Origin of the sequence: Sinorhizobium sp. NG07B (assembly GCF_002532005.1) — a bacterium.
GTDB classification, from domain to species: domain Bacteria; phylum Pseudomonadota; class Alphaproteobacteria; order Rhizobiales; family Rhizobiaceae; genus Sinorhizobium; species Sinorhizobium fredii_C.
In genome coordinates this window covers 1-19,002 of record NZ_NWTD01000014.1, presented here as the reverse complement: position 1 = coordinate 19,002, position 19,002 = coordinate 1, and the positions used below count along the sequence as shown (strand labels likewise).

Below are 19,002 nucleotides of genomic sequence, written 5' to 3'. Positions count from 1 at the left end.
GGCCTCCCGATCCAGGTGAACGCAAAAAGTACTTCAGAATTGGGGAATTGACAATGCCAGACAATGGCTCTCCAAAGTTTTCATTTCGTGGTTCCTCCTTCGACGGCATGATCGAAGCTCTCGGTGGAGCTTTCGGTACATTTAAGGCCGAGCCTATTGGGAAAATTGGCGACTTTCGTTGGGGAATAAATCTTGTTGCGTGCGACAATGCAGTTTTGATCAGCGGTTATCACCAGAACGAGTTCCAGTTCAGTATCGCCCCGACCTCCGAAACAGCAGAGTATTTGTCGGTTGTCATTCCACGAAGTGGCGGCATGGAGGTGACGTATGGGGGCCGCTCGGCCGGGGCCGGAAGGGGGAAGCTGCTGCTCTATAATAATTTTGAACCCGACGGAGTTATTATGCATGGCCAATCAAATATAATAGACGAGCTGTTGCTTGATTGGTCCGTTATTCTGCATGCTGTCGGCCAAACATTTGAGGTGCCGCTCAACGACTCTCTGGATCTATTACCGGAGTTGGAGTTGGCCACACCGACTGGCCAGACGATCGGCAATCTCGCATCAACGATGATTAACGGCCTACGGGACAACGGCGCACTGCTGCGCTCTCCAATAGCAATGACACATCTGACGCAGGCACTGGCCGATCTGGTGGTGCGCCAAATTCCTCACAGATTATCGCACTTGCTCGACAAGAAGCCTTGCTCGATCGCCCCTCGGCATGTCCGTCGCGCGATCGAATACATGCAGGCCAATATCAATCAGCCGATCACAATGCCGATGGTAGCAGAAGCAGCTGGTGTGACCAGTCGAGCGCTACAACTGGGCTTTCGCGCCTTCAGGGAAACAACACCTGCTGCTTACCTGATGATGCTTCGTATGCGGGCAGCGCGGCAGGACCTGCTCAATCCCGCCAATAATCAGGCTGTGAGGGAAATTTGCCTGAAATGGGGTTTCTTTCATTTTGGAAGGTTCTCAGCCTCGTACAAAGCGACTTACGGGGAGAAGCCATCTGACACTAGGAAGAGGGTGGATCGATCTGCATTTTCGGTATCCCCAAGACGATAGAGCAGTAGCTGAATATTCGGTATGTACTCGTTCCACCAGGGACGGGTGGTGCGGAGTGGCAACGGTTCGACATAGGCGCCGCGAGCCGCGAACGCAGCAGGGGTGCCTCCTCCTTGGCAGGCTAACGCGACTTCATCTCACCCTTCTATCCGTGCCATCGATGCCTGCCATCCAAACAATCGATTGTAATTATGCTGCGGCGTCTTGCATGAAGATTGATGTGATCCGCAGGCGGAGCGGCATGCATGGGGGGAGCGGGCAAACGGGCACTAGCATGCACTCTCTTGATTTCGCAACCGAAGAGACGGCAACGGTGAATACAGGTCAGGCCTGGTCGGGTGAAGGTAACATTTCGCTTCGGTGGCTCGATGCCGCCCTGGACCGACAGACGCACCTGTCCGAGACTGACCCGGCCAGGCTTCAGTGGCACGACGACGCTGCCAATGACTCGTTATCTAACCTGCCAGCCAGTCTCCCGGTAGAGCTGCAGACGCTCTACCGCAGATCCCGCCGCCAGTCCGGACTGCCCAACGCCCGCTCTTCCGCGGAAGTCAGATACATCCAGCTGACCAGCCTGCCCGGGAACGTCCTGCAGCGCTTTGATGTGTTTGGCCGGCAGCTCCTGAACACGGCGACATTCATCGCCTGGAGGCCCTGCCGACACGTGACCGCGACCGAGCGAAAGAACAACTCCATTGCGCTGAGGCGGATTTGGGAATGTGCTGATGCCGTGACCTACGAGGATTTATAGTTGAGAAAGCCGTCTATCCCACTCACCATCATCGCCTTTTGCACAGCACTCCTTCCCTTCGGGAGTTCCATGGCGGATCAGCCCGCAGCACCCGCCCTCACGGTTTCAGTGGTCGCGCCGGCGCAACGGGACTGGCCGGAAACAGTTCCTGCAAGCGGATGGCTCAAACCATGGCAGGAAGCTGTTATCGCCTCCGAGACGAGCGGCCTGCGCGTAACCGACGTTCTGGTCGATGTCGGATCGGTTGTTACCAAGGGGCAGACACTGGCACGGCTTTCCCAGGAGAGCGTGCTGGCCGACCTCCGAAAGCAAGCGGCGGCCGTCGAGACTGCCAAGGCAAATTTAACAAAGGCCGAAGCGAACGCGGACCGAGCCCGGCAGCTTCGCCCCTCGGGAGCAATTTCAGACGAGAAGATCGCCGAGCGCTTAACCGACGAGCAGATGGCTGTAGCAAGCCTTGAATCGCAAAAGGCCGCGCTAGACAGCCAAAAGATAAAGTTTGCTCAGACGACCGTCACCGCCGTTGACGACGGGCTGATAACGTCACGCACGGCCGATCTAGGTGCAGTCGTTTCGACTGGTACCGAGCTATTCCGCCTGATCCGTCAGCAGCGCGTCGAGTGGCAGGCAGAAGTTTCGGCGCGCTACCTTCCGCGCATTTCGGAGGGACTGAGCGTTGAGGTCAACAACCCGGATGAGCGCCCCATCCAGGGCAAGGTTAGGCTTGTCGGACCGTCTGTCAGCACCGACACCGGCCGAGCGATAGTCTATGTCACGCTTCCTAGCGATGTTCATCCGCGTGTCGGCCTTTATGTCACCGGCAGCATTGAACTGAAGACGACTTCGGCGCTTACGGTTCCGGAGACGGCGATCGTATTCCGCGACGGGATAAGCTACGTCTTCACGGTCGGCAACGACCAACGGGTGCAACGGGTCCGAGCGGAGACTGGCCGGCGCAAGGATGGCGAGGTCGAGATTGTCTCCGGCATAGATCAGACCTCGAGGATCGTTGCATCGGGCGGCGCATTTCTGTCGGACAACGACCTCGTGAATGTCGCCGAGTAAGGTAATGAATTTCTCTGCTTTGTCGATTCTCAATCCGATACCGGCGATACTGCTCTTCGCAATGCTCACTGTCGGTGGGCTGTTAGCCTTCGAGCGGTTGCCGGTCCAATACTTCCCTGACATGGATCTTCCAAGGATCAGCATCAGCGCAACACTCGAGGGCGCGGCGCCGACGCAGCTCGAGACGGAGGTTGCCCGCGTTATCGAGGACCGACTCGCGTCGCTGAGCAATCTGGACCACATCGCAACCACGATCGCCGACGGTACCGTATCGATCGACGTCACTTTCGAGCTGGAGAGGAACAGCGACGAGGTTTTGAACGAAGTCCGCAATGCCGTCGACAGTGTAAAGCCAGATCTGCCGGCGCAGATGCAGACACCGAGCGTTACCAAAATCACCATGCAGAGCGCCGCGCTTGCCACCTACGCGGTCCGTTCGTCCAGCCTTAACGAAACTGAGCTTTCCTGGTTCGTCGACAACAATATGACGAAGGCACTTCTGTCGGTACCGGGGGTGGGACAGGTGAGCCGATTCGGCGGTGTCGACCGCGAGGTTCATGTCGACCTCGATCCAGGAACGATGGCCCCCCTGGGAGTCACAGCAGCGGCTGTTTCAGAACAGTTGAAGTCGGTCCAGGCCGATACGTCGGGTGGGGTTGGCGAAATTGGCGGCACACGCCAGACCTTGCGCACGCTCGGCGCCGTCGCGTCCGTCGAAAGCCTCAGGGGATTGCAAATTCCACTAGCCAACGGCCAACGGGTCCGGCTCGACGACGTCGCATCCGTCACTGACAGCTTCGCGGACCGATCCTCGCTGGCCTATCTCGACGGACAGCCCGTGATCGCTGTCGCGGTCAAGCGCTCAAACGGGTTCTCGGACACCGGTGTCGCCTCCGACGTGGACAAGGCGGTTGCACAGTTTGCCGCCGAGCACCCCGGCGTACAGATCGATGAAATCTACAGTAGAGACGTAGCGATCCTCGAGAGCTACCAGGGTTCGATGCACATGTTGTTTGAGGGGGGGATCCTGGCCGTCGTGGTCGTCTGGTTCTTCCTCCGGGATTGGCGCGCGACTGTCTTGTCGGCCGTGGCACTGCCATTGTCCGTCATACCGACTTTCCTCGCGATGTACCTCGCCGACTTCAGTCTCAACATCATTACTCTGCTTGCGCTGTCGCTGGTGGTCGGCATTCTTGTAGACGATGCCATCGTCGAGATCGAGAACATTGCTCGCCATCTCCAAATGGGCAAACGGCCGATTGATGCCGCCCTCGAAGCGGCCAATGAGATCTGGTTAGCAGTTATTGCGACTACGCTCGCGCTCGTAGCGGTCTTCCTGCCGACGGCATTCATGGGCGGCATACCAGGGCTGCTCTTCCGCCAGTTCGGTATCACCGCCGCAGTCGCCGTACTCGCCTCCCTGGTCGTTGCCCGCCTGCTGACACCCATGATGGCTGCCTACTTCATGAAGCCGCATTCCACCGAGGTAAAGGATGGACGAATCATGGGCGCCTACATGGCGATTGTGAAGACGTCCTTGTACCACAGAAACAAAACGCTCTTCGTGACCGCAATCTTTGTCGCGCTCTCGCTTTCCACCGTCCCCTTCCTGAAAGCGGGCTTTCTGCCGGCTGCCGACGATGCGCGGACCCAGGTGACGCTGGTCCAGCAGCCCGGCGCGACCATCGACCAAATGGACAACACGACCAGGAAGGCGGCAGACATCGTGAGCAAGCTTCGCGATGTGACGCATGTCTTCTCGTCCGTCGGTTCGGCATCGTCGGGTGATATCGAGACGGCTACGCTTGACGTCCTGCTGACGCCGCTGAACGAGCGAGACCGTAGGCAGTCGGAGATCGAAAACAATATCCGCTCGGCCCTCTCCGTGCTCCCCGGAGTGCGGGTTGCGGTCGGGAATGGTGGCAACGGTACGCAGCTCGTCCTCACCCTTGCCAGCGATGACTCCGATGTTCTCGACAAGGCAAGCGAAGCGCTTGAGGAGCAACTCCGTACGCTCAACGGTATTGGAGCGGTGACTTCGACCGCCTCGAGGCAGGCGCCTGAGGTTCAGATCACGCCGGACTTTTCACGCGCAGCCGCACTGGGCGTAACCTCGAGCGCCATCGCCGAAGCGGTGCGGGTTGCCACACATGGCGATTACACTTCCGCCCTGCCAAAGCTCGATCTGCCTCAGCGCCAAATCCCCATCGTCGTCCGGTTCAAACCCGAGGCGCGCACAAATCTCGACGACATCCGCAACATAAGGGTGGCAGGGGCCCATGGCAGTGTCGATCTCGGATCAATCGCCGACATTCGTATTGGCGGAAGTCCGTCCGAGATCAATCGGTTCGATCGGATGCGCAATACAACTCTTTCCGTCGAGCTCAACGGCCGCATTCTGGGCGACGTCTATCGGGAGGCAAAGGCGCTGCCAGCTCTTGAGCACCTGCCGGCGGGCGTCACGCTCGTGAAGCAAGGCGAACTTCAGCGCAGCGCGGAACTGTTCCAAAGCTTCGCTATTGCGATGGCAATCGGGGTAGTCTGCATATATGCCGTGCTCGTTCTGCTTTTTCACGACTTCCTGCAACCGTTCACTATTCTGATGGCCTTGCCTCTATCGCTCGGAGGCGCGCTGCTGCCACTGGTAGCGACCGGGACCAGCTTCTCGGCGCCAGTCGTCATCGGTCTGCTGATGCTCATGGGAGTCGTTACGAAGAACTCGATCCTCCTCGTTGAATACGCGATCGTGTCGCGCCGCCAGGGAATGGAGCGGTTCGATGCTCTCGTGGATGCCTGCCATAAGCGCGGGCGTCCCATTGTCATGACGACCATCGCCATGGCATCGGGCATGCTTCCGGTTGCTCTTAGCCTGACGGGAGGCGATTCAAGTTTCCGGCGGCCCATGGCCATTGTGGTGATCGGCGGTGTGATAACGTCAACGCTACTGTGCCTTATCGTTGTCCCCATCATCTTCACGTATTTCGATGACCTACTTGAGACACTGAAGCGGCTCGCACGCCGTACCGGGCTATGCAACGAAACATATGAGCAGGAAACGGATGCGTTCAACAGTTGCGAGCCGAACTCCTTCAAGCTGTCACTCAGAGACATGGTCAGAGATGACGTGGCTCGGCCATAACAACCTCGGGAGATCGACGAGCCGCGCACGTTTGCGCGGGGCAGTGTTTTGCGGACGCATCAGCGTGCCAAACATCGAGACGAACCGGGCCAGACTTCTGCAAATGCCTGAGAGCAATATGCATGCCAAAGAAGAAACTCTTCCAACACAACACGATCGAGCGAACCGGCATTCAACATGTTCAAGATTGTCGCATCTCGGACTGTCGGATCTGCGGGCGAGCCCGCGGGTGCACCCGCATCCTTAAAAGCGTCCGATGTCAGCGCCCGTGGCAGGCGCGAGCCAGCCGACCGGCAGCCATCGTCAGAGGCGGATTAAGTCTCCACTGTTCCGCTGAATGAAAAAGCCAGTGAGCCTGCAAGGCGCGCCATCTTCAAGGCCGTTGTCACTTCGGTATTGTCGGCGCCATCGTTCGCTGTGGCGGGGCCCTCAACAATGGGAATATCGGCGTTTTTGGCGAAAACGGTCTTGCCGGGCAGGAATTTGTCTGCCGTACATAACGATTGCACAATCACAAGGCCCGTCAGCTGGACCTCTGACATGCCCGGTGGTGCAGGACTAATGTTCATGCTGCAAGAACTCAAATCGTACTCGGAATTGTTGCTCTTCTCCTGGGGCGAGATTGACATTGTGTTCTCGCTCGTCAAATGGAATGCGTCTGCCCTCCATGTCACCGTGCCCCGTACATGGTTCCAACGCCAGAAAGTCCTGCTGTGGAAGAGACCATACAACCCAATGACGTGCATCTGGCGCGTCAACTCTGATTGTGGCCTTCTGTCCAACAAGCGACAGCCTTTTGCTGTTCGCATTCAAAAAACAAAGGGCATCATTTTCGAAAAGGGTCTCATTTAGCTGGAGAGACCTTCCGTGGAATGAAATTCTCCGTTGGTTACCTCGAATTAGCCCTTGAGAAGAGATGCAAGGAACAAGTGGAGATTCTGATTTCTCGAACTGCAGCCGCCAGCCATCTTTGCGCGACGACAGTAGTGGCCATCTAAACCCGGGATGTATTCCGATGGAATAAGGCAGGAACGCGCTATATGACTTGTTTTTTACGGAGATATCAATGCTCAGTTGGCTGTCCACAATTTTGAACTTAATCGTGCACCGGAATCGAAATGGAAACATTGTTTTCGTAAATTCATCGTCAGATGCTTCTAATATCACCTCACTTTCTGAGTTGGAAACCACGTCAAATTCCTGCATCCCGATAAAGCCGTGAACAGGCATCGGATAATATTGCCCTTCAATTTCGACAAGCGAAGACTCACTCCATCCGCATGAAGGGAACATCAGCGGACAAGTTCGGTTCCAACCTGGGGAGCCTCGCGGCCAAAGGAGGTCGTTTGCACCGACCTGCCACCTAATTAGCTCTGCTCCTTTGCGGTTGATAACTGCCTGTGCAGAACCGGAACGGATAACGACAGCATCATGCATGAATGTGGTTACCTTAGAAACTTCGGAATCGGCAGCCAGGCGGTCTTTTCTTCTACAATCGTCGCGCGATCGGATTAGTCTACTGTTTTTTTGACGGTTGCAACGATCAGGTCACAACAGGTTCCATTGGCCTCGGCGTCAGGCAACGGTGGTGACGCGGACGAGTGAGCAATTGCACCGGCTGCGTTTCGCCGTCGACACCGCATCCAGGGAATGAGTATCACGCCCGATTTGAAGGGGAAGCGCTTTGCAAAATTCCAGGGATGTCCTGAAGCTCACCGGCCTCATGCCATCTGCGTGAATGGACGGACGTCTAATAGTGTGTGGGATTGGAGGAGGCAGCCGAAAATTGCTGCCGTCCTTAGCGAAAGAGCAAACAGTTAGTGCGGTGGACATTTTACAAAGCTGTTTCAGGCATGCGCCGACGGCGCGTGTTCCTCCTGCCCCGGGTGGAAAGCACCGCAATTATTGCATCTCCGCCGTGACAAACGCTCTCCTCGGCCCCGTCACCTCGCTTTGTCCTTCGGCAACGCTAACGGAATGGCGTTCCAGTTCGGCGGGTTCTGCCCGAGAATGTTGCGAACGAAGAAGTCCAGGACTTTGCGGTCGGTGAACGTACCGGGTGCACCATGATCCGCACCGGGCACATAGACCATTTCGAAATCTTTTCCCGCCTTGATGAGCCGATCGGCAAGTTGAAAAGTGGAGGACGGATCGACATTGCTGTCCATTTCGCCGACGATGAGCATCAGCTTGCCCTGCAGCCGATAGGCATTGTCGATGTCGGAGGACTGCGAATATTCGACGCCGACCGGCCACCCCATCCACTGTTCGTTCCACCAGATCTTGTCCATGCGGTTGTCGTAGCAACCGCTGTTGGCGGCCGCGACCTTGTAGAATTCGGGATGAAAGAGCAACGCGCCTACCGCATTTTGGCCGCCGGCGGACCCGCCGAAAATCCCGACATTGGAGATGTCGTACCAGGGAAACTCCGCGGCAGCCGCCTTGTGCCAAAGGATGCGATCGGCAAAGCCCGCGTCCTTCAAGTTTTTCCAGATAACGTCATGAAAGGCGCGCGAGCGGTTGTTAGTGCCCATGCCATCGATCTGCACGACGATGAAACCTAATTGCGTAAGCGGCTCAGTGACGGTCGAGAACGATTTCGGGACGAACGAGCCTTGCGGCCCGGCATAGATGTCCTCCACCACGGGGTATCTCTTCTTCGGATCAAAATTGGCGGGCAGATGAATGACGCCCCAGATATCGGTCCTGCCGTCCCGCCCCTTGGCACGAAAGCTTTGCGGCGGTCGCCAGCCGGCGGCGGTGAGCTGGGAGATATCCGCGGTCTCGACATCCCTCAGTTTGGCATTGTCTAGGTGCGGTAGAGCACCATGCGGGGCGGCAGATCGACGCGCGACCACAGATCGACATAGTAGCGGCCGTCGGGCGAAAACTCGATGTGGTGGTTGGCCGGCTTGGGCGTGAGCGCGGTCAGCCCCTTGCCGTCGAAGCCAATGCGGTAGGCGTGGACAAAGTAGGGATCCTCCTCCGGGTTCATACCGCTTGCCTCGAACCAGATCTGACGCTGGATCGGATCGACATAGTCGACCGCCCGCACCACCCAATCGCCGCGAGTGATCTGGTTCTTGAGCGCGCCGGTCCGCCCGTCGAACAGATACAGATGCTCGTGCCCGTCGCGTTCCGATGCCCAGATAATCTCCTTGCCGTCATCGACATCGTAACGGTAGGTTTTCCCTGTCCAGCTCTGGTCCCTCGCCAGCGGTAGGTAATCGACGAAGGTCCTACTGGCCTCATCGATCAGCGCGCGCGTGCGGCCGGTGGCGGCATCCACCTCCACCAGACGATAGAGCTGATGGCCGCGTTGGTTGTATTCGAAGGTGAAGCCGCGCGCGTCCTTCCACCATTGGATGGGCGATAACTGGAATGGGTTCGAAAACAGGGTGTTGTCGATTGCTATCGCGCGCCGGCCGGCAACGTCGAACAGCACGGGCTGGGGAAGCGGAAGCACGTCGCCCGCCTTGAGATAATCGATGGAAGAAAATTCGGGTTGAAGCTGCTCCTTCGGCGACGATTTGAGATAGTGCACCTTGCGCTCGTAGCCGGGGCGGATGCGGTAGGCCGCGAGGTGGCGCGAGTCCGGGGACCAGCTCAGCGTCGAGAAGGCGTAGTAATTGCCTTCTGATCCGTCCCAGCTCAGCGCGACATCCTGGGCGCCGTCCTTGCTGCGCAGGAAGACATTGTAGTTTTTGATATAGGCGCTCCATTTGCCGTCCGGCGACACGCTCCACTTCTCGGGATCATTCGTTGCTGGCGGCGTGTAGTCGTAACTTACTCCCTGATAGTCCGTGTCGCTCGGATGCAATGCGGTGCGCGTGCAAGCATCATTCGCAAGGTCACAGCTCCACAGTTCATTCCCGCTGGCGAAGTTGAGCCTGCCACCATTGTCGGTCAGTTCGAAGCGGTCAAACGGAAGGTTTTCGGGCTTAAAGCTCTGCTGGGTCGCCTCGGTCAGCGCCGCCGCGAGGCGGACCTGATCGAAGGCCGGCCGCTTCTCGCCGGTGGCGGCGTTGACCAATATGAACTGGTGCTCGCCATGGCCGCTGCGGCGGTAGACGAAGCTGTCCTCGCTCGCCCAGAAAGGCACCTCGGGGAGATCGACGGTGAGTCGGCGATAGCGGTCGTTGATCGTGAGCGCCCGCTCGAAGTCGGTCACCGCCAGCGGCGGATCCCCAGGAGCCGGACCGTTCGGCAGTGCCTGCGCGCCGGCTGCTCCGGTCTCAACGATCAGCACGAGCGTTAAAGCCCAGATCTTCAACATGGCCATTTGCCTCCCTTCACTTCCTTCAGTTTTGTCGTTTACCGCTTGCTTTGATCGACGCCTCTCAAAAGCGGGTTTGCAGCAGCGTTCGGGCCCCGGGGAGCCTGCGGCCGCTTTGTTGCGCAACCGCCGCATCCGGACCTGCTGCCTAGACAAGTCTCCGGACACTCCAGAACCTGACGAGTCGATTGCAAAGTTGGCATGGACTTCCCGCCCCAGCCGCAGCCTGACCGAGCATTGTCATAGACCGACCCCCTGAATCGGCATCACGATGATCAGTGGGGAAGATTGAGCTATCACTTTGACTCGGCGTCATTAACGGGTTTGCGGGGTTTCTGCATACCCCAAGCATTATTCGTGCCAAAGAAGAACGTCTTATAAATACAACGCGGTTGGTCAAAACCCATATGTCGCATACCTGACATTGTCGGGAATCGGACATGTCGCTAAACACACCGGAGTTGATCGAAACGGTAATTCGATGAGTGGCGCGTTGCTATGGGCTAAGGCTAAATCTCAGAGGATCAGGAATGCGCTCGACACCGGGACCACCAATATGGTGGAAGCTGAGATCAAGTTGGCGCAAGAACTAAAGCAGAGAGTGCGAGATTATGTACAATGGTATCATCGAGACAAGCGCTCCCGTAAAGGCGTGTCGGTTCTGGAATATGGCCCCGGAACAGTGCGAGCATTCCAGCAAAAGACGCTTCCCCTTGTGACAGACTTGCGCGGCGAGGCCTCACGTTGCGTGCTGGTCGATCGGTCGAACGAGTTCCTTGGGGACATCGCTGAATCAGCGGCAGCTTTGGGTTAAAAATCGACTTTATACGCGATGATATATTCTCTGGACGACGCTATTTTTTCGATGATGAAACGGCTTTTGTTGTCATGTTTTGGCCGGACATTCGGGAATCTTGCTGCGTACATATGCGATGCACCCCCGGCGGAAGTGGTCGTGCAGGCGCTGAAGAAAATATCGAACTGCGCTAAGCGTTGCTGGGTTGCAATCTCGATTGGCTCAGATCTGAGGAGGGATGCTAGAAAGTCATACTATGAAGCGCATCCAGAGTTTCAGCTAAATGTTTTCTACAGAATGAAAGCAGAGTTGCCTGTCGACGGCAACTTCGCACACCGCCGTCGTAAAAAGAAATTCATCATTTTGCCTCAAGGGCAGCCATATCAGGTTATTACGCGGTGATCGATTGCACCTAAAGAACTCGTTTTCTTTTTCTAAGGCATTTTTTGAACAATGTGCGCACTTGGCAGGGCTCGCGTCGATCGATGTGATCTCGGATAATGCCGGCTCAGACATTCACGTGCTCGAGAAGGTGCCTTGAAGCCGGTCTGGCGAATATCGTTGATGAAACAGCTCCAAACTCATTTCAAGAAAGCTCACCCCCTGCTCTCCTCTCGATTCTAAGCACTCGTCGAAGTATTCCAGCTGAAATGGCTCACTTATCGTTCAAAAGCTGGAAGACCTGGTGCGCGTAAGCCGCCATCGTTTCACAGACTTTCGCCACATAGCGCGGACGCGCCTGCGAGCAGGAGTACGGCGCTATGTACGGGTCTTCTTTCCGAAAACCCGGTAAGCCGGTCAATTCCTCATTCCCGATCTGTCCACCCCAGGGGCGCACTCGATATCGGCATCAATTTTTGCACGCCGGAACACGCATGTCGTGCATACCGAGAGCAACCGCAACAATGTGCGGAAGTCCGCCGCTCCTCCCGACGCCGAAGCCGATCTTGGAAATCACTCGTTCATCCCTTTTGGACGCGATCAGTTCCTTCTTTAGAGCGGCGCTCCCACGATCATCACGGTAGGGTCGGCACAGAGAAGCCGTTTTGCGACCCTTCCGACGTCCTCAACGGTTACGGCGTCGATCAACTGCTTTCGGCGCTCGATATGGTCGGTGTCATCATCTCGCTCCTGAATTTCGACGAGGGTTTTCACGATCGCGCTGGAGGAGTTTAGATTGTCAATCGCGTAACCACCGATGAGCTTTTTCTTCGCCGCTTCAAGCTCCTCCTGACTTACGCCTTGCTCTGCCATCTGCCGGACTTCCGCACGAATGATTGAAAGCGTCTCAGCAGCCCGATCCGGGCGGGTCCCCGTATCGATCAAGAGCATAGAGCTGTGGCCGCTGTTCACGAGCTGAGATCTGATGTTGTAAGTAAGCCCTCGCTTCTCGCGCACCTCTTTCCGGAGCCTCGAGGTGAACGCTCCTCCGCCGAGAATATGATTCATCAGATGCGCTGCAAAGAACTGCGGGTCTTTGCAGCTAACTCCCGGATAGGCCAGGTGCAGCCCAGTCTTAGGGAGGTCATACGGAATGTGTATTTCCTGACCGAGCTTAGGGGCGGTTTCCGCCACCGGCAGCAAGCGGGGTTCGGTAGGCAACCCGCCGAATATCCGATCTAGATCACGCTTCAGGGCGCTGGCGTCGATCGCTCCCGCCACGGCGATGGTGAGCTTGCCCCGTGCGAAAAGCCGCTTATGCAGTGCCTTTAGGTCGGTGGCCGTGATTGCCGCGAGAGTTTGTTCGGTGCCGTCGGCCCGCCTCGAATAGGGATGATCGCCGTAGAGCGTCTTCTTCCAAGCGAGCTCTGCGGCAACGTTTGGATTCTTGGCGCCCGCGATGATGGAGGTGACGATCTGAGCGCGGACGCGGTCCAACGGCGCTTGGTCGAAGCGCGGCTGCTCGACGGGCAGCCGGAGTAGATCGAACGCATCATCCTTCTGATCGGCGAGCACTCGCATGGAGCCGTAGACCGCATCGCGCCGAGCCCGGAACCGCATCTCAGCGCCAGCATCGTCGAGCCGCTCCTGGAAGGCTTCGCTGTCAAGGTCGCCGGCCCCTTCGCCCAATAGCCAGGTCATAAGCCTGACCTCGCCTTCCTTACCGGAAGAATCCTGCGTGGTGCCGCCCTCGAACGCGAACCCAATGGTGATGATCGGCAGCGAATAATCTTCCACCAGCCAAGCCTTGATCCCCCCCGTTGTCTCGATTTTCTGTATCGCCGGGGCGGCTCGGCCCGACGCCGCAACGTCTAGGATGCGCGCGGCGAGCAGTGGCTTGGAGCTTTCGATCAGCATGCGGTTGAGCGTTGTCATTGGCATTTAGCTCCCGAGATGGCAGTTTCATGTGGCAGCAGGTATCCCGTCACGGAACGGTCAGGATTAAGGTACTTCCAGGCAACCGACTGTGCCTCGGCCGGCGTCACCGCGCGGATCCTCAAGGGCCAGGCGTGTAAATCGTCTACGGTGCGGCCGATCGCAAGCGCCCTCCCGTATATCTCGGCTAATCCTCGCTGGCGGTCGCCTGCGAATATCATCGAGCGCACTAAACGGTTCTTGGCCTTCTCCAGTTCGACATCGGTAACACCGGTGTCGATGATTTTCTGGACTTCAGCGTCGATTGCGTTTTCCACGTCCTCGATCGTCGCATCGCCCCGCGGTGCGCCATAAACACTGAAGCTCGATGGATCGAGCGATGTTCCGTTGAAATAGGCGCCACCCGAGGAGACTATCCCCTGTTTCACGATTAATTCCTGATAGATCCGGCTGCGCGTTCCTCCGCCCAGAATTTCCGACAGAAGATCGAGGGCTTCCGCCTCGCCGGCTTCGGAGCTCCCGTAGGAGGTGGTTACCCAGGACTTTCGGAAGCTCGGCACGGTCACGCGCGGGTCGGTGAGCACGACCGTTCGTTTGGTGTTCTGCTCCGGCTCCTGCGGCCTGACCCGCGGCGGCAGGTCCCGGCCACGCGGTGCGGCCCCATAGGTCTTCTCCGCCAGCTTGCGCACCGTTGTTGCATCCACGTCGCCCGCCACCACCAGTACTGCGTTGTTCGGAGCATAGTAGCGATCGTAGAACGCTTCGGCGTCCTCACGATTGAGCTGTTCAATCTCGTGCATCCAGCCGATCCTCGGAATGCGGTACGGATGGTTCTGATAGAGGGTCGCTTGCAGCGCCCAATAGCGACGAGCACTTGGGTTGTTCTCATAGCGCATGCGCCGCTCTTCGAGAACGACATCGCGCTCCGGTGCAATCACCGCGTCGGTTAGAACAAGATGCCTCATTCGGTCGGCTTCGAATTCCATTATTGTTCCGAGAGCTTCCGGCGTGACCGTCTGATGGTACGCGGTGTAGTCAAACCCCGTGAAGGCGTTTTGCTTGCCACCGATTTCCGCGACCCTCGCGTCAAACTCGCCGGCCGGGTGATTTCTCGTGCCCTTGAACATCAGATGCTCTAGAAAATGGGCGATGCCGGATTTCCCCGGAGGCGCATCGGCTCCGCCGGCTTTGTACCAGACCATCTGCGTGACGGTTGGCATCCGGTGGTCAGGTGTGACGACCACCTCCATACCGTTATCTAGAAGAAAATTTGCGATCTCGGGGCCGCCTCGCCAGTCCCCGGCGGCCGTTGTCACTTCCGGGGTCCTGAAAGCTTGCAGCGCAAACGTACTGATCTGCGAATCCATTCCTGTACCCATCATCTTCTCCCTAGGACAGGATCGTCAGGCCAAGTACTTCCTTTGGGCCGTCCTAATTTGCCCCGATGCCCCGCGTGCCGATCTACGGGCACGCACGCAACAAGTGTGCCAAAACGAACCAGGCTCGTTTTGCAAGGGAAACGCCCTTCAGATTCAGCGGCGGGAGTATGCCGCTGCCTATCCGTCGCGTCCTACTTTGTTTTGAACCGGACAGTCGTAAACCGAACATTCCGAACAAGACCTTTGCGCCAGGTTGCGTCCTTCGGGGTATCAAAGAACGCCTTCGCCTCGATAATCAGCGGAGGATCCCGGCGTACACGAGCGACGATAAACGGGTTTGTCTGCTGGCGTACGCGAGGCACGACGATGGCGCGACGAATGAAAGTGCAACGCGGAGGTTTGGATTTGCCACGAAGACTTCGCAAATGGATCGGCTTGCGCGTCTCGGGCGGCGTCGTCGGGCAGCCCTGCGCGTTCAGCGGCCGGGAAGGTCCCGCAACTCGCGCACGCCGCGACCGAGCCGCTTCCGCAGCAGAACGCGCAAGGTTACCCCGTCGGTGTATCCAACCTCTGCGGCAATGGTCTCGATGTCCGTGCGGCTGGTGCGCAAGAGGTGCACCGCGCGTTCCACACGCAGGTCCTGAAAATACGACAGCGGCGACTTTCCTAACACCGCTTCCATGCGGCGTTGAAGCGTACGTTTGCTGACGTGCAAGGCATCCGCCGCATCATCCAGCGAAAAACCGAGATGTAAGCGGTTGCGCGCCCAGCGTTCGAAGCGCTGAACCAGCGGATCGGCGTTCGCCAGATGCGTCGGGATCATGTAGGGGGCCTGGGAAGGCCGGGGGTCAACGAGCAGGTAGCGCGCCACCATGTCGGCCAACGCAGGGCTGGTTTGGCGCACCAGCCATAGGCCCAGTTCCAGATGGCCCATTGCTGCGCCGGCGGTAACTACGTCGCCTGATGGAACCAGCATGCGCGTTTCGTCGAGCCGAACTTCAGGATAGCGCTGCCGAAACATCGGTCCCAACCACCACGCAGTGGTAGCCTCACGACCGTGCAACAGACCCGACTCGGCCAACAGGAAAGTGCCGATGCATGCCGCCGCGATCCGTGCGCCATCGGCGTGCCAAGCGCGCAAGTGGCCTGCCGCGTCCTGCGACTCGCGCCCATTAAGCACTTGAGATAATGGTTCCGGCATTTTAGTGCCTAGTGCGGGAACAATCACCCAGTCGGGTTGCCTCATTGTACCGACTGGCTGCACCGGCACGCTTAGTCCAAGCGAGGTGCGCACCGCCTCCCTTACACCGACCACCACGCACTCGAACCGCGGCACGGGAAAGGATTCCAGGGCGGCGAGTTCGTTGGCGGTGGCAAGCGTGTCGAGCACGGCCGCCAAGCCGGTGTCGAACACATCGTTGATGGCGAGTACGACGAGCCTCATGGCGTATATGATACCGAAAATGTCATTTGCGGCAATACCTCATGAAATAAGCCGGATTTAGAAATGGCCTTCGTCGGATGTTCGGCGCCCCTCGAAGGAGCATTGTCCCATGATCCAGTATGCCCTGTTTGCCCGCCTCGAAGCCAAGCCCGGCAAAGAGGCTGATGTTGAGAAATTTCTGCGATCTGCACTCGAAATGGCGCATGAAGAGCGCTCCACCCCAATCTGGTTCGCACTGCGACTGTCGAACACGACGTTTGGCATATTCGACGCGTTCCACGACGATAGGGCACGGCAAGAGCACTTGTCTGGTCCAATTGCTCAAGCCTTGATAGCGAAAGCACCGGATCTGTTTTCTGTGCCGCCGGCCATTGAGCAGATCCAAGTGTTGGGACTGAAGAACGAGTCAACCGAAAACTGACCATCGTGTGAGGGCAAGTCATACCCCTCGACCCTAACGTGAAGGAGTGAATGTCATGAGCCTGAATGTACCAACCGTGCTTGCGGCGGTCCTAGTCGGCGTCACAAGCCTGGCGTCGGTGCCGGCAGCTGCGGGTCCGTCCGAAAAGTTCACACTCTCCAGTCCCGACATCGCTCCCGGCAGCAAGATCGGCGACAAGTTCGTCCTGAACGGCTTTGGCTGCAAGGGCAAGAATATCTCGCCCGCCCTGCAATGGAATAACGCGCCGGCAGGCACGAAGTCATTCGTCCTGCAATTGTACGACCCGGATGCACCGACCGGCAGCGGTTTCTGGCACTGGACCGTCTATAACATCCCAGCCACCGTCACGCAGCTGGCCGAAGGAGCCGGCAATGCCCCGGCAAATCTGCCGAGTGGCGCCTATGGCGGCGGCAACGACTACCAGGACACCGGTGCGACCGGCGTTAACGGCAACTATGGCGGCCCTTGCCCGCCGGTGGGCGACAAGCCGCATCATTACCAATTCTCACTCTACGCACTGGCGGTTGAAGACATCGACGCGGCGGCCGGCGTTCCCAAGACGGGCACGGCAGCACTGCATGGCTTTGTGCTGAACAAGGGGCTGGGCGACAAAGTACTGGGCAAGGCATCCTTTACAGCCGTGTACGGCCGCTAACCCACCACCACGTCTCGGAGATCATCATGAAGAAACTCGTTCTGGTGCGGGCCCAATGACCAGTGCTGTCCTTGCCGCTGGCGCGGCCCATCCCCGAAGCGTGCACCGCGATGGTAGCGCACGACTTCGAAACCACCGCCGTCGTCGAACGTGTCCAACGCGAAAGCGGTTAACGGCTGGACACAAGACGACCTCGCAGCGGTATCTCGGCCCGGAGCTGTGAGAGGAACGTGTCCCACAACAGACTCATTCTCGTGTGCTGCCTGCTGGAGTCCAGCCGCGATGCGACGGTCATCCGACGGCGTGGCTGAACCCACGCAGATTTGCCAGCCGTCTACTTGATTTGGAGCAAATTATATTTTTCTAATATAGTGGATAGCTGTTTTTGGGCGGCTACACGCTATAAATGGGTAAAGATATGCGGTTCAATGGTCTTGATCTGAATCTCCTGGTTGTGCTGGACGCTCTCATGACCGAGCGTAACCTCACGGCGGCAGCACGCAGTATCAACCTGAGCCAGCCGGCGATGAGCGCGGCCGTCGCTCGGTTACGCACCTATTTTCGCGATGATCTGTTTGTGATGGTTGGCCGCGAATTTATACCGACACCGCGTGCGGAAGGGCTCGCTCGCGCGGTTCGCGAGGCTCTGCTGGGTCGTGTCCCTACAGGTGGTGTAGCTCGGCGGTAGCGAAGCCGCTCGCGAGCGCGCCCTCAACAGCGCCGTAGTGAGCGGGCGGCGAAGCGGTGGTCATCGATGTTCTTCGGTAGGGTCGGGTTGCTGACACCAACCTGATTCGAAGGAACCACCGATGACCGACGACATGATGAACCTGCGTGCGCTCGTGGAGAAGTCCCCCGACGCCGATCTTTTGCGCGAGATGATCGGCTTTGCCGCCCAGCGGCTGATGGAGCTGGAGGTGGGCGCTGCCACCGGTGCCGGCTATGGCGAGAAGAACCCGCTGCGGACGGCCCAGCGCAACGGCTACCGCGAGCGGGATTGGGAGACGCGCGCCGGAACCGTCGAGCTGCGCATTCCGAAGCTCAGGAAGGGCTCTTACTTTCCGGGCTTCCTGGAGCCGCGGCGCATGGCCGAGAAGGCGCTGACGGCGGTCATTCAAGAGGCCTATGTGCAGGGAATATCGACCCGCTCGGTCGACGATCTGGTCAAGGCCATGGGTATGAGCGGCATCTCCAAGAGCCAGGTCAGCCGGCTGTGCGAGGAGATCGACGGCAAGGTCAAGGCCTTCCTCGAGCGGCCGATCGAGGGCGACTGGCCATATCTGTGGATCGATGCCACCTACCTGAAGGTCCGCCGCGGCGGCCGCATCGTCTCCGTTGCCGTGATCATCGCCGTTGGTGTCAACAGCGACGGTCGCCGCGAGGTGCTGGGCATGGAGGTCGGCACCTCCGAAGCCGAGCCGATCTGGACGGAGTTCCTACGCAAGCTGACCCGCCGTGGCCTCAGAGGCGTCAAGCTGGTTGTCTCCGACGCCCACGAAGGCCTGAAGGTCGCCGTCACTAAGGTGCTCAACGCAACCTGGCAGCGCTGCCGGGTGGGGCTGTTGAAGAATGCGGTAATGCGTCTTCAACATTATCGCGACGTTCGTGTGGAAAGGAAATTATTGTCGCCTTGGAGATCTTGGATTCTTCCCGAAACGCTTACCCAGCA

General features: G+C 58.2%; 13 protein-coding genes and 2 pseudogenes. 9 read left to right on the top strand and 6 right to left on the bottom strand.

Features of this window, described 5'->3' with window-relative positions; translation table 11 throughout:
• The first annotated feature begins 53 nt into the window (after positions 1-53).
• From CO664_RS26705 to CO664_RS26690, 4 genes are all read left to right on the top strand, one after another.
• Positions 54-1,070: a helix-turn-helix transcriptional regulator gene (locus tag CO664_RS26705; RefSeq protein ID WP_097527546.1), complete on the top strand. Its 1,017-nt coding sequence runs from the start codon at positions 54-56 to the stop codon at positions 1,068-1,070.
• 208 nt (positions 1,071-1,278) lie between these two features.
• Positions 1,279-1,821: a hypothetical protein gene (locus CO664_RS26700; protein WP_097540442.1), complete on the top strand. Its 543-nt coding sequence runs from the start codon at positions 1,279-1,281 to the stop codon at positions 1,819-1,821.
• Positions 1,822-2,886 carry an efflux RND transporter periplasmic adaptor subunit gene (locus CO664_RS26695; protein WP_097527544.1) on the top strand — a complete coding sequence of 355 codons (1,065 nt, stop codon included), beginning with the start codon at positions 1,822-1,824 and terminating at the stop codon, positions 2,884-2,886. It abuts the gene before it with no gap.
• A gap of 4 nt (positions 2,887-2,890) precedes the next feature.
• Positions 2,891-6,025: an efflux RND transporter permease subunit gene (locus tag CO664_RS26690; RefSeq protein ID WP_097527543.1), complete on the top strand. Its 3,135-nt coding sequence runs from the start codon at positions 2,891-2,893 to the stop codon at positions 6,023-6,025.
• Between the two features lie 314 nt (positions 6,026-6,339).
• Here CO664_RS26690 and CO664_RS26685 read toward each other — a convergent pair whose 3' ends face one another.
• The 3 genes and pseudogenes from CO664_RS26685 to CO664_RS26675 form a co-directional block, all read right to left on the bottom strand.
• Positions 6,340-6,594 carry a hypothetical protein gene (locus tag CO664_RS26685; RefSeq protein WP_141471792.1) on the bottom strand — a complete coding sequence of 85 codons (255 nt, stop codon included), beginning with the start codon at positions 6,592-6,594 and terminating at the stop codon, positions 6,340-6,342.
• On the bottom strand, positions 6,584-7,462 hold the full coding sequence (locus CO664_RS26680) for a hypothetical protein (protein WP_097527541.1): 879 nt from the start codon (positions 7,460-7,462) through the stop codon (positions 6,584-6,586). The genes CO664_RS26685 and CO664_RS26680 overlap by 11 nt, the downstream gene beginning before the upstream one ends.
• Positions 7,463-7,968: 506 nt before the next feature.
• Positions 7,969-10,301 (bottom strand): annotated as a pseudogene (locus CO664_RS26675) (prolyl oligopeptidase family serine peptidase).
• Between the two features lie 955 nt (positions 10,302-11,256).
• On the opposite strand from CO664_RS26675, the gene CO664_RS31390 reads away from it, so the two are divergent.
• Complete coding sequence (locus CO664_RS31390) at positions 11,257-11,499, top strand: hypothetical protein (RefSeq protein WP_234819599.1); 243 nt, start codon at positions 11,257-11,259, stop codon at positions 11,497-11,499.
• Positions 11,500-12,090: 591 nt separating this feature from the next.
• On the opposite strand, the gene CO664_RS26665 is transcribed toward CO664_RS31390, so the two are convergent.
• The 3 genes from CO664_RS26665 to CO664_RS26655 all read right to left on the bottom strand — a co-directional run bounded on the left by CO664_RS26665 (position 12,091) and on the right by CO664_RS26655 (position 16,236).
• Positions 12,091-13,413: a pitrilysin family protein gene (locus CO664_RS26665; protein ID WP_097527540.1), complete on the bottom strand. Its 1,323-nt coding sequence runs from the start codon at positions 13,411-13,413 to the stop codon at positions 12,091-12,093.
• Positions 13,410-14,792 (bottom strand): pitrilysin family protein, encoded by a 1,383-nt coding sequence (locus CO664_RS26660; protein ID WP_234819598.1) that lies wholly within the window; start codon positions 14,790-14,792, stop codon positions 13,410-13,412. The genes CO664_RS26665 and CO664_RS26660 overlap by 4 nt, the downstream gene beginning before the upstream one ends.
• 475 nt (positions 14,793-15,267) lie before the next feature.
• Positions 15,268-16,236 carry a helix-turn-helix domain-containing protein gene (locus CO664_RS26655; protein ID WP_097527538.1) on the bottom strand — a complete coding sequence of 323 codons (969 nt, stop codon included), beginning with the start codon at positions 16,234-16,236 and terminating at the stop codon, positions 15,268-15,270.
• Positions 16,237-16,345: 109 nt separating this feature from the next.
• Between CO664_RS26655 and CO664_RS26650 the strand changes: the two genes are divergently transcribed.
• From CO664_RS26650 to CO664_RS26635, 4 genes and pseudogenes are all read left to right on the top strand, one after another.
• On the top strand, positions 16,346-16,657 hold the full coding sequence (locus CO664_RS26650; RefSeq protein ID WP_097527537.1) for an antibiotic biosynthesis monooxygenase: 312 nt from the start codon (positions 16,346-16,348) through the stop codon (positions 16,655-16,657).
• Positions 16,658-16,712: 55 nt separating this feature from the next.
• Positions 16,713-17,333: a YbhB/YbcL family Raf kinase inhibitor-like protein gene (locus tag CO664_RS26645; RefSeq protein ID WP_097527536.1), complete on the top strand. Its 621-nt coding sequence runs from the start codon at positions 16,713-16,715 to the stop codon at positions 17,331-17,333.
• A gap of 418 nt (positions 17,334-17,751) precedes the next feature.
• Positions 17,752-17,985, top strand: a pseudogene (locus CO664_RS26640) (LysR family transcriptional regulator); the annotation flags it as partial.
• A 157-nt stretch (positions 17,986-18,142) separates the two neighbouring features.
• Positions 18,143-19,002 (top strand): IS256 family transposase (locus tag CO664_RS26635; protein ID WP_234820018.1); only part of this gene is annotated, 860 nt, incomplete at its 3' end.

What these genes read in the sequence shown, in the direction of transcription:
- CO664_RS26705 (WP_097527546.1), top strand. Translation starts at nt 54, where the DNA reads ATGCCAGACAATGGCTCTCCAAAGTTTTCATTTCGTGGTTCCTCCTTC.
- CO664_RS26700 (WP_097540442.1), top strand. Translation starts at nt 1,279, where the DNA reads ATGAAGATTGATGTGATCCGCAGGCGGAGCGGCATGCATGGGGGGAGC.
- CO664_RS26690 (WP_097527543.1), top strand. Translation starts at nt 2,891, where the DNA reads ATGAATTTCTCTGCTTTGTCGATTCTCAATCCGATACCGGCGATACTG.
- CO664_RS26685 (WP_141471792.1), bottom strand. Translation starts at nt 6,594, where the DNA reads ATGAACATTAGTCCTGCACCACCGGGCATGTCAGAGGTCCAGCTGACG.
- CO664_RS26680 (WP_097527541.1), bottom strand. Translation starts at nt 7,462, where the DNA reads ATGCATGATGCTGTCGTTATCCGTTCCGGTTCTGCACAGGCAGTTATC.
- CO664_RS26665 (WP_097527540.1), bottom strand. Translation starts at nt 13,413, where the DNA reads ATGACAACGCTCAACCGCATGCTGATCGAAAGCTCCAAGCCACTGCTC.
- CO664_RS26660 (WP_234819598.1), bottom strand. Translation starts at nt 14,792, where the DNA reads ATGGGTACAGGAATGGATTCGCAGATCAGTACGTTTGCGCTGCAAGCT.
- CO664_RS26655 (WP_097527538.1), bottom strand. Translation starts at nt 16,236, where the DNA reads ATGAGGCTCGTCGTACTCGCCATCAACGATGTGTTCGACACCGGCTTG.
- CO664_RS26650 (WP_097527537.1), top strand. Translation starts at nt 16,346, where the DNA reads ATGATCCAGTATGCCCTGTTTGCCCGCCTCGAAGCCAAGCCCGGCAAA.
- CO664_RS26645 (WP_097527536.1), top strand. Translation starts at nt 16,713, where the DNA reads ATGAGCCTGAATGTACCAACCGTGCTTGCGGCGGTCCTAGTCGGCGTC.